Genomic DNA, 11101 nt, shown 5'->3' on the forward strand with positions numbered 1-11101 from the left:
AGCTGCGCCACAGATCGGCGAACAGGTTATCCGCCAGGGTCTGCGTCTCGGTCAGGAAGCCGCTGGTCAGACTTGGCAGTGACGTCTGGGATGTGAGAGTCTTCAGTGTGGCCTCTTGAGTGGTTGTCATGATTCAAGCACCTGACATTTTACCATTCTTGAGGCCATTATCCTTTATAAACAAACGATTAAAGCCAGTTTTGCGCCGATTTTGAACTCCGAAACGTGAGTCATAAGGTGTCGATAAAAGTCTGATTATAGTCCGCCGTGGCCATTCATCGCCGCTCTACGCAAGCTCAAACGTTCCGGTCCGGGGCCGAGGTCGACCACCGGAAATCCAGCAATAGCTTCCCGCTTTTCTGGTCACGCAGCTCCTGCGGCGGGATCCATGCGATGAAGCTCCGCTTCATGATGCGTCGGCGTGGACGGCCGATTCGCGAAGCGGAGCTTCTTCTCACGGGTGACGAAGCCGGAGCTTCGTCACCAGTCCATGGTGGCATTGCCGAGTGCGACTCGGCGATCCCATGAACGATCGCAGGGATAACGATCGATTCCTGTCTTCCGCCTCAGTCAACGCCATCACCCCCCAACGCGCACCAGGCCAGCACCAGCGGCTCGATCCGCGCGATGAGTTCCGCCGAGATCGGGTGCCTGCAACGAACCGGGACGGCAGCCTTGGTCTGGGGTTGACAGGCGCTGGTGGCTCCATGTCGCCGCAGGGTCTCGAACAGGGCCGCCAGGACGGCTTCCTCCGACTCGCCTTCGGTGACGAGGGTGTGCAGTGTGGCGAGCAGGTCCGGCGGAAGTCCCATACGCTCCAGCATGTCCAGGTCCGGGAACCAGGACGTCGCCCTCGTCATTGATCGTGCGACACTTGACTCCAACCATCGGAGCAGGCTGGCGGCGGTCAGGATGGATGCCTTGGGTTCCAACCGATGTTTCCGCTGCAACGCCTCGCGACGCCGCCGCTGCCGATGATTGAAAGGTTTAAGAAAATCTAGGATATCGTTCTGTTCGCCGTTGTCATCGATCGAGGTCACCCGTGAGTCGGTCGGTTGGGCCTCGTCAGCCGTCTCGCGGCCATCGTCATCCTCCTCGTCATCGTCGACGATCAACATCCAGGACGGACCGCTATGGCCGTCATCCGTACTCCGGTAAAACAGCGGGATCATACCCACCACACGTCCACCAGGATCCGAGGCATTGGCACGGACCCGCTGCACGGGCTTTTGATGGGCAACGACGCGCAGTTGCGGCAGGGTCTCGGGCGGCGCGCCGTCCGGTCGGGCAACGACCATCACGAGCGGGGTCTCGGGCGTCACCAACCGTGCGTCCAGGGCCAGTTGGGCGGCCTCCGCCTTGGGCAGGGTGGTGAGACGCCGGGCGGCGGCCAGTCGCGGTAGGGTGTCGCCGGTCTCGGCGACCGGCCATGGATCCAGAGACAGAACGTGCGTCGCGTGCTCGCCGGACGGCGTCCGCGTTTGCAGCGTCACTGGCCCTTGGGGTCGCTCGGGCAGCCAGGCGAACAGATGGAGCGTATCGCCTGGGAAGACCGCGCCGATCTCGGCGGGCAACTGCCAGGCGGGTGTGCTCGGCCAGGTCAGCGAGACCTCCAAACGCGGGTAACGAGTGCGCTCGAAGTGGCGCACGATGGAGTCCGCCATGGCCTCGTTGGGATGGACCAGCACACTGGCGGCTCCGGTCGCTGCCGCCAGCCCGCGCGCCAACTCCTCGACCACCGCCAAGCCAACCCCGACCGTGAAGACCCGGTTTCCGGAGCGCCGGGCCTCTTCGATCACGGCGTCCTCCTCATCCCAAATCTGGCCGTCGCTGACCAGCAGGATATCCAGCGGTTGGTGCTGGCGTTGTCGGTAGGCCAGTCGCAGCGCGTTTCCCACTTCGGTGCCGCCGAGGTCGGCGTCGAACCAAATGATCTGCTTGCGCGCCAGCGCCAGGGTGTCCGGGCGAACCGGCCGCAAGTCGGGAAACAGCGCGTATGCCTCAGTGCCGAAGCAGATCAGATTGAAGCGATCGGTCGGGTTCAGGCGATCCAGGATCGTCAGCAGGGCCTCGCGGGTCTGGGCGATCGAGTCCCCTTTCATGGACCCTGAGCGATCGGCGATCAACAGGTAATCGCGACCGCCTGGATCGATGAACTCAGGCGGAGTCGGCTGAAGGCTGGCCAGGACGATCCAGCCGTCTCCGTCCGGCGCGTAGAGACCGGTGGAGGCGCGCAACAGTGGCGGAACCTGGAGACGGATGACGAGATCCTGATCCATGTCCGCGAGATCGTCCGCCAGCCGCACCCGCTGGAAGTCGCCCTCCGCCGTGACCCGCAGTGCATGGGAGGGCGAGTCCACGACCGCTTCGCGCAGCGCGCCGCCGAATTCCAGATCGAGACTGAAGCGGTGATGCGCCTCCTCGGCGATCAGCGGTACCTGATGCGGCTCCAACCCGGCCGCGCTGGGTTTGCCGTAACGCTGCGCCAGCGTGGTGGGGAACAGCAGGCGCATCCAGTCATCGTTCCAGCTCGAGAGCAGGGCATAGCGATAGCGCAGCCGCGCGGTCTGGCCGGGTTGCAGGTTGCCCAGGTTCACCGTGAAGAGACCGGGTCCCACCCTTTGCACCAGGATGGCGCTGTCGCCGCCATGGATGGCCTCCTCATAGGTCTCCTCGGCCTCCTGCCGGAGTCGCACCTGTCCCTCGAACACCTCCTCGGCGATCTGGATCTCCAGGTTCAGCAATTCCGCCCCGGTCGCTATCGGGAAGGTGAAGACCGCCTCGATGTTCAGATCTTCCTGATTCGCGAAGGTCTGCTCGATCCGGATCTCGCCGAGCAGTCCCTCGAATCGACCACGGATCGCGGTCGCCTGAAGGACGCAGATGGGATCTGGGGGTGATTGAATCGGGAAAAGCATGTGGCTACGCCCGCCGAGGATTCAGGATGGGGTGCGAATATAGCACAGTTCTTTAGTACATCAAGACTGTCATAAAATGCGCGTCAAGCACGAGGTGTCTGGGTCGATGACCCACGCGCCGAGACATGCTCAAGACCTGTCCTCGAACACCCGTTGAAATGGTCCGAGACAATGAATGCGCCGAGGTGACCAGCGCCGTCAACGGGCGGGCTGAGGTTCCTGATCGGTCGATGGGGCCGCACGGCACGGCGGTCGCTTCAATCCGCGAGGAACCCCGGCCCTCTATCCCTCGCTCGACCACAGGACCGCCTGCAACCCCTGGCGTGATCGTCGCGCGCGTTCTGGCGCCGGTCCGCTCGGTGCTTGGGGCGATGGATCGAGCGCACGCAAGATGACCTTGAGCGCGCCCAGAAGAATGTCGCACCACCGTCAACCCAGTCCATCACGGCGGAGCACACGGTGACGGCTGGTCACCGATCAACCCGCGCCTCAGATGGACCAACGCATCGATCCATCAGTCCTCAATGCAGGTCATCGATCGCCGTTTCGGGATTCCACTGAAAGGTTTTCAGCTTGAACACCGGCACCTCCTGTCGAGGTGCATCTGAATTGCCACCGGCCGCTTGACTGGCCGCCGACGTATTCTGAAGAATCGGAAGGCCACCTGCTGACGGATCGGCGCTGGTCGATGGCATGACCGCCGGTCTGACCGTCGGTGTTCCCGAGCGATCGAATGGCAGGATTGACTGTTGTTTGATTCGCGCAACGTCACGATAAAACTGCCGCTTTCCTGTGGACGTCATCAGCCCCAGTTCTGACATCCCCCGATACATCTGCGCCACGGAATAACCCGCCTTCAATCCATCAATAATCCAATCCCGATACCGTTCAATAAATGACTGAGATGTCGATCGATTAAGCGTTTTCTGCTTCTCCAGCGTATCAAAAAACAGCTTCCTTGAAGCGGGATCATTCGGCATATCATGTTTCATTGCAGAGTCCACCATCAGTCAAACAAATGTCACAGTTGTGTCAATGCAGACACGCATCACGTCACGCTCGATGTCACAACGCTTGCAACGCCCGTCACGGCTTGTCAAACGTCTGACGCCATCGTCATTCGGCGTCATCGCGCCGTCCTATGATGATGGCAGAGACGGCGTCTCTTTGCGAGAGCACGCCAAAAATAACGCTATCGGTTTTTCCACCGATGATTATTGACGTCATCTTTGATAAGATCGGCAGACATCGCTTGATCGATTGAATCAATGCTCGTCATTTTTAATGAAGATCGATCAATCGATGCGTTCAGTCGATTGAATCATGTAGACGCAGATTGCTGCATTAAACATCCTATGACAGCACCGATGCACCGTGCATCGGTCTGTCAGATCCGATCAAACCAAGGGGCGATTGCCGCTGCACGGGACGGCCCCCGCACGATTTGCGCCGTTTGTGCGGATGCTCAAGCTTTATTCCCCCAGGACAGACGGTGGCGGGATCGATCTCATCGGCTGATTTGGCGACGGCGTTACCGTGCAAAAAACAGGTTGTGGGTAGGTGCGTCCCTCAGTTCCACCCGTGCAGTAAGGTGGAAACAGGGGGGATGAAAACAGATGGGGAGAAACGTGATAGAGACGATCATGGGTGGAAACTGGATGTGCGAATCGAATGGCGAACAGGCGGTCGAGCAACAGACCGAACCGAAAACGCGGCAGGATTGGATCGCGCACGCCTTGCGAGACCTGAACGCTGAATTTATCTCGCGCAGCATTGCGATTCTCGATGCGATGCAGGAGGAAGCCGAAGCGTCCATGCGCCAGTATATTGAAAAGATGCTGAATGCACAGCGAGCGTATCCGCCCGAAGCGCGTGGCAGTATCAGTGTGCGAGTCCGCCGTAGCGCAAAGTCAGGGCCTGGCATGTTTCAGATTGAGTGGTATCGCGTTAAAGGACTAAAGCGCACGCACTATCTCAAGCGCGGCAAGGATCGCGATGGCAAAATTCGTCATGGCTATTCAATCAGAAGTTTTGGTCATCTCACGGACTGGGAGAAAGACTTAATCGATCGTCATGAACCGCGATTTGCGCAACTGCGCACGATTCAATCGCATCTCAGTCACATTCGGATGCGTTTCAGACTGATTGAGCAAGAAGTTCAAGCGCCGCTCAAAACAATGAATTTTGCTTCATTGGACGATCCGAACGAGGCATGAGCGAGTGCCGTCATGGCCGCGTCGTCTTGAGGATGACGCTGGCCTCGCTGACCTGCCGGCCATGTGTCGTCAGCGAGTGGTTTCGCCGCGACCGGTCTTGGCGCCGGGACAGCATCAACGAGCCTGTCTGGTGCGCTACGCTGACCGCCGGTCCAGGCGGCTCGCCCTGAACCGTTCCGCCGATGCAATCCGCAGGTGTTCGGGCTGATGACGACAGCATCCTCCATGCGGATGTCGCGAATGCTCTTGATCCGCGGCATCCGATGGCGGGAACATCGTGTGATCCCGTTTCGACACTTCCCAGGGATTTCGGGAAATCGACACGCTGACGGAACCGGTCGGCCAACGTCAGCATAAACCCGTGCCGAAACTGGATGAGTAAAGTGGACCGCCTGTCCAGGACACTTTAGTATGGCGTCCGAAGTGCCGCCCTGGCTCCCGGCGATGAAAGCCCGGAACCCGTCTAGCCATCGCAAGATTGCGACTGACATTCCTCTTCCACCAGACAAACCAAAGGAAGGCTCGGTACGTTAAATCAATACCGTACTGGTCGCCCCACCGTGATCGGAGGTCGCCAATGAGCGGGCGCTGGAAGACGATTTCGCCGTCCCAGTTTCCGTGGGAGCAGGATGCGCTCGATTTCATTCAGCGTGTGCTGCCAAACCGCGAACCATTCCGGGCCTACAGCAACTTCGAGTTTATCGCGGACGACGGAAGCATCAACGAAGTCGATGCGCTGATCATTTCGCGCTACAGCATCTTCCTCGTTGAGATCAAGAGCCGGCCTGGCGAAGTCGGCGGCGATTCGCACACCTGGATCTGGCGAGACGGCACCCGAGAATATTTCGACGACAACCCTTTGCTGCTGACGAACCGCAAGGCAAAGAAGCTCGCATCGCTGCTGCGAAAGCAACTGACCATTCAGAAACGTCGCACACCCTACATCCAGTCCCTGGTCTTCCTGTCAGACCCGGCGCAACGCTGCAAACTCACCGGCCCTGCTCGCGAAAACGTGCATCTGCGGGCGGACATCGCCAACAAACTCTTCGATGAAACGGCCCCAGTCGCCAGCGCGCAGCCCATCGACCGTGATCTGGCGACGGCGATCAACCGGGCGCTGGAAACCATTGGCATCCGTCCGCCGCAGCAGAGCCGGCGCGTCGGCGACTACCAGCTCGAACAAGTGCTTGCCGAGACCGACTTTCACCAGGATTGGCTGGCCAGGCACGTCTCGCTGACCAATCTGCGCCGTCGCGTTCGTCTCTACACCGCCAAGCGCACGCTCACTGCCGCACAGCGCTCTATGCTCGCCGACGCCGCTCGCCGCGAGTTTCAGTTGCTGGAAGGCATCCGCCATCCGGGCATTCTTCGCGCATCGGACTTCATCGACAGCGAGCATGGGCCTGCCCTGATCTTCGAGTACGACGAAGGACTTCAGCGACTCGACCATTTCATCCGGGCGCAAGGGGAACACCTGGATCTTTGGCAGCGGTTGAAGCTCGTCCGCGCGATCGCCGAAGCGCTGGATGCGGCTCATCGCTACCGTCTCTGCCACCGGGGCCTGTCACCGCAGACCATCCTGGTCAGGACTGTCGGCGCCAATTCCTTCGACGTCACCCTTTTCGACTGGCAGATCGCCACACGGCAGTTGCAGGAAGCGGAGGGTGAGACGACCGGAACGCTTCATATCGAGATGCTCTCGGATCGCGTGGCTCAAGAGATCTACCTTGCGCCAGAAGCCCGCAACGCGCCCCGGCCAGAGTCCAGCAAGCTGGATCTCTTTTCGCTCGGCGCCATCGCGTATTTCGTCCTCGCGGGCGAGCCTCCGGCCATCAGCGGCGACGAACTGATCGCTAAGTGCGAACAAGGACCGGGACTCACGTTGTCGGCGATGGTCAATGGGTGTCTGGCCGAAATCGAAGAACTCATCCAGTTTGCCACCTGGCCCTCACCCGATGATCGCTTCAGCTCGACCAACGAATTCCTGGCCGCACTCGACAAGGCGGAAGAAGCCCTCGAAGACGCTCTCACCGCACCCGCGTCGCCGCTGGCGTCCCCGTTAGAGGCCAACACCGGTAATGATCTCAACGGTTTTGACGTGATTCGGCGACTCGGTAAAGGCGGCACCAGTTTGGCCCTTGAGGTCCGTCGCAAAGGCGCAGGGCAACCGCGCCAGGGCGTTTTCAAGATCGCGTTGGCGCCGGAATACAACGAACGACTCAAGCGCGAAGCCGAAACGCTAGTGCGGCTTCAGCCCCACCAGAACATCGTCCAGTGCTTTGAACGCTTTGAAATCGCGGGCCTGGCGACCTTGTTCCTGTCCTCGGCGGGAGAGGAAACGCTGGGTGAACGTCTGCGCCAGGAGGGTCGCCTGGGCCTGGACCTGTTGCGGCGGTTTGGCGAGGAGCTGATTTCCGTTCTGGAGTACCTGGAGCGCGAGGGCGTGCCCCACCGCGACATCAAGCCAGACAACATCGGCATCCGCCCAGGGACCGGTAAACGACTCACCCTCACATTGTTTGACTTCTCGCTGGCGGGTGTTCCGGCCACCGACCTGAACGCGGGAACGCGGGTCTACATGGACCCGTTCCTGCGCAAACGCGGCATTTGGGACGGGTATGCCGAGCGCTACTCCTGCGCCCTGACCTTGCACGAAATGGCCACCGGCACCCTGCCCGAATGGGGCGATGGCAGCGCCGACCCGGCGACCCTGACATCAGAGATCGTGCTTGACTCAGAACGCTTTGATGCGTCGATTCGTAAGCCAGCGCTCGACTTCTTTGTCCGGGCGCTGGCCCGCGACCACCGCCAGCGCTTTGACAATGCCGAGCAGATGCTGCGCCAATGGCGCACGGTGTTCGAGAACGTCTCGCGACCCGTCACGGCCCACGCGACACCAACACGGCAAATCGAATTGTCCTTCGGAGACGATTCGACGGCCATCGACGGCGGCATCACGCCGAGCACGCCACTGGGGTCGCTGGAACTGGATTCTCGCCACCTCGAACTGCTCGATCGGATTGGCCATGATGCACTGGCCACGGCGGGCGATCTGGCCGACGTGCCGCGCAATCGGCTCTACCGGCACCGTGGCATTGCGTTGGCCGTGGCGCGCGAACTGCACCAGATTGCTGACCGGCTGCGGCAACAATTCAGCGGGGGCGCGGCCAGGGACGAGCAGCCCGCCGACACCACCGTCGCCAAACTGTCGGTGGATGCGGCGGCCGCCCTGCTCGTGCCCAGGAAAGGCGACGACGCACAACTCCAGGCCCTGGAGGCGTGGCTTGGCGTGAGCGCACCGGCAGACGCCTCACCGCTGCCAGAGGATCTGTTGCATGCGATGGCCGAGCGGATGTCGCGCCAGCCGGAAGTCACCCACCTGCGAGACGACGTAGCCCTTGCGTTGGCCGGGCTGGGGGGCATCGCGACGGTTGGCGAGATCGCCACCGCACTCCTGGCCCGGCGCGGCAGCGTGCAAACAGGCGCGGCCCGGCATCGCGAGGCCGAAGCGCTGACGCGAGCCGTCATCACCGTCGAGCGCACCAAGCAAACGCCCCGCTGGCAACTGGTGACGCGCGACGCAACCGTTCGACCGCTGATCGAGGCTCCTCAAGTCGAGGATCTGGTGGTCGCCACCCTGGCCAGCAGCGGTGCGGCAGGACTGTCTCCCTCGTCTCCCGAGATCCGTGCCAGTTACGCCGTGGCGCTGGGCGAGGCGGCCGACCGCCTGGCGCAACAGGATCCGCTACCCTCGTCACAGCAGGTGGCCGACACCCTGGCGTGCCTTCCGCCGCCCGCGGGTGATGCGGGGCTGAGCGCTGAGCGGCTGATCCGCCTGGCGGCCGCGTGCGCCCGGCAAGCGGCCTTGTCCTCGCGCCTGGAGTTCTATCCGGCCCAGTTGTCCGCCGCGCGTGCCGTCAAGCTGGCCACCAACTCGCTGCTCGGTCTGCGTCAGTTCGATCTGGAGACCATCCGGCGCCGGATCTTTGCCCGTTACCCCGAGGCCGCGCCCTTGCCCGGTCCGGTCGAACTGGAGCAACTGCTCAAGGATGCCGGTCTGGAAGTGCAGTGGGACAGCGCCAGGCGCGCCTTCGTCACGCTCGATTCGGCGGGCATTATTTCGGGCACCACACAGATCACCCGCTTCGGCACCAATCACCGCCCGCGCACCGCCACCGCGCCGGATGTGCAGGCGGCGCTGCAGATCGACGAACGCATCAAGCACACCCTGAGCAGCGGCAAATTACTGACGCTGTCCGTCGATCCCAAGGGGCTCTCGCTCGCGCAGCGCGAACTGTCGCAGCGTTTTGGTCTGAAGGTCATCGACTTCGACGAAGTCGTGCTCACCCTGCTTGAGGCGCAGGCCCAGGAATGGGAGGTGGACTGGAACACCCTGCTGGCCGCCGATGCCGCGCCGGCGGGTTCGGTGGATGCGCAGAACTTCGCGACCGTGCTGAGTGAAGTCTGGCCCAAAGTCGAAGCGCAACTGCTGCGGGACGATCAACCGGGCTTACTGGTGAATCTCGGTCTGGCGGCCCGGTGGCAGCGAATGCCGCTGTTCGCCAGGCTGGCCGAGGCCTGCATGTTTGGCCAGCGTCCGCCGCTGATTGCCCTGATCGCCAGTCCGCTGACACCGGACAACCGTCCCGTGCTGGATGGAGAAGCCGTTCCGGTGACCATCAACACTACGGATTACGGTCGTATTCCGCGCGCCTGGCTCGAAAACGCCCACCGTATTTAAACCGCGCCCAGTGCCATAAGCGATGTCGCGACACCATGCCCAAGCCCACCAATCACCATGACGCCCTCTTTCGCGCCCTGCTCGACGATCCGCGCCGGGCCGCGATCCTGCTGCGCGAGCAACTCCCCGCCGCGCTGGCCGCGCGTCTGACGGAGGATCCCCCACGCCTGCTCGATGGCACTTACATCGATGAGCATCTGCGCGACACCCAGAGCGACCGGCTCTATGAGGTCACGCTCACCGGCGGCAAGCCGGCGCTGCTCTATGTGCTGCTCGAACACAAAAGCGCGCCCGATCCTGGCACCCCGCTGCAACTACTCGGCTATCTGGTACGGATCTGGACCCGCTATGCCGAAGGCCGCGCCACGCGGTTGCGGCGGCTCCCGCCGATCCTGCCCCTGGTGCTCTATCATGGCCGTCAGCCCTGGAGCGTCCCGACCTCGATTCTGGATTGTCTCGACGCCGATCCGGACGTGCGGGAGTGGCTGCGCGATCTGCGCTATCAGGTGCGTGACCTGGGGCCGATGCCCTATCCCGAGCGTTCCGCCGATCCTGCCGTGCGCGCCGCGCTCGGTGCCCTATGCGCCGTTTTCGTACGCGATCTGGCGCCGGCTGACCTCGCCCGCATCCTCCGCGATCTCCCCGACGGCGAGGCACTGGAACGGCAGGTTCTGGTCTATATTGTGCGCCACTACGCCATCACCGAAACCCAGTTTCGCGCCGCGCTGGCCGCCGCCAAGCCCGCACGCGAGGAGGCTTTACACATGACCGTTGCTCAAGAATGGATCGAACGCGGGATCGAAAAGGGGATTCAGCAGGGGATTCAGCAGGGGATTGAAAAAGGCGTCCACCAAGGCTTTGCACAGGGACAAGCCGCCGCCGTGATCGGCATTCTGGAGGCGCGTTTCGGCGTGGTCGATCAGCGTCTCCGCCAGCGTCTCGCCGAACTGGACGCCGACGCCTTGCGTCCGCTCATCCGCCGTGCCGTCACCGTCGATTCCGTCGCGGCCTTGTTCGAACCGCCCTCCGCACCTCCGCATTGAACTTGGTCAAGTTCGAAATTCGCCTAACGGTAGCCATGATTCATCGCACCAAACTGCTGGCGGACCTGAAGGTCCAGGTCCGGGATCTGGAGAGCGATCTGCGCGGTCGCTTTGCCACTCACGCCGACTACAGGGAGCGCCTGACGACGGACTGGCAGGCCGCCCGCGACGCCGGGCGCACCG

The 11101-nt window shown here is 62.2% G+C and carries 5 protein-coding genes and 1 pseudogene; 4 read left to right on the top strand and 2 right to left on the bottom strand.

Annotation, left to right across the window (positions count from 1 at the left end; genetic code table 11):
* Positions 1-566 precede the first annotated feature (566 nt).
* Positions 567-2918 carry a VIT domain-containing protein gene (locus QZY07_RS26815; protein WP_295409446.1) on the bottom strand — a complete coding sequence of 784 codons (2352 nt, stop codon included), beginning with the start codon at positions 2916-2918 and terminating at the stop codon, positions 567-569.
* Between the two features lie 244 nt (positions 2919-3162).
* Here QZY07_RS26815 and QZY07_RS27645 point away from each other — a divergent pair.
* Positions 3163-3381 (top strand): annotated as a pseudogene (locus tag QZY07_RS27645) (hypothetical protein); the annotation flags it as partial.
* Positions 3382-3439: 58 nt separating this feature from the next.
* Here QZY07_RS27645 and QZY07_RS26820 read toward each other — a convergent pair.
* Positions 3440-3910, bottom strand: coding sequence for a hypothetical protein (locus tag QZY07_RS26820; RefSeq protein WP_295409449.1), 471 nt, complete (start codon positions 3908-3910; stop codon positions 3440-3442).
* 636 nt (positions 3911-4546) lie between these two features.
* Here QZY07_RS26820 and mobI point away from each other — a divergent pair.
* The 3 genes from mobI to QZY07_RS26835 all read left to right on the top strand — a co-directional run bounded on the left by mobI (position 4547) and on the right by QZY07_RS26835 (position 10918).
* Positions 4547-5134: a conjugative transfer protein MobI(A/C) gene (gene mobI / locus QZY07_RS26825; RefSeq protein WP_295409452.1), complete on the top strand. Its 588-nt coding sequence runs from the start codon at positions 4547-4549 to the stop codon at positions 5132-5134.
* Between the two features lie 577 nt (positions 5135-5711).
* Positions 5712-9875 (top strand): BREX system serine/threonine kinase PglW, encoded by a 4164-nt coding sequence (pglW, locus tag QZY07_RS26830; protein ID WP_295409455.1) that lies wholly within the window; start codon positions 5712-5714, stop codon positions 9873-9875.
* A gap of 35 nt (positions 9876-9910) precedes the next feature.
* Positions 9911-10918, top strand: coding sequence for an Rpn family recombination-promoting nuclease/putative transposase (locus tag QZY07_RS26835; protein ID WP_295409458.1), 1008 nt, complete (start codon positions 9911-9913; stop codon positions 10916-10918).
* Positions 10919-11101: the final 183 nt, after the last annotated feature.

Source organism: uncultured Thiocystis sp. (assembly GCF_903866365.1).
In the GTDB taxonomy this organism is placed as follows: Bacteria; Pseudomonadota; Gammaproteobacteria; order Chromatiales; family Chromatiaceae; genus Chromatium.

What these genes read in the sequence shown, in the direction of transcription:
- pglW (WP_295409455.1), top strand. Translation starts at nt 5,712, where the DNA reads ATGAGCGGGCGCTGGAAGACGATTTCGCCGTCCCAGTTTCCGTGGGAG.
- QZY07_RS26815 (WP_295409446.1), bottom strand. Translation starts at nt 2,918, where the DNA reads ATGCTTTTCCCGATTCAATCACCCCCAGATCCCATCTGCGTCCTTCAG.
- QZY07_RS26835 (WP_295409458.1), top strand. Translation starts at nt 9,911, where the DNA reads ATGCCCAAGCCCACCAATCACCATGACGCCCTCTTTCGCGCCCTGCTC.
- QZY07_RS26820 (WP_295409449.1), bottom strand. Translation starts at nt 3,910, where the DNA reads ATGAAACATGATATGCCGAATGATCCCGCTTCAAGGAAGCTGTTTTTT.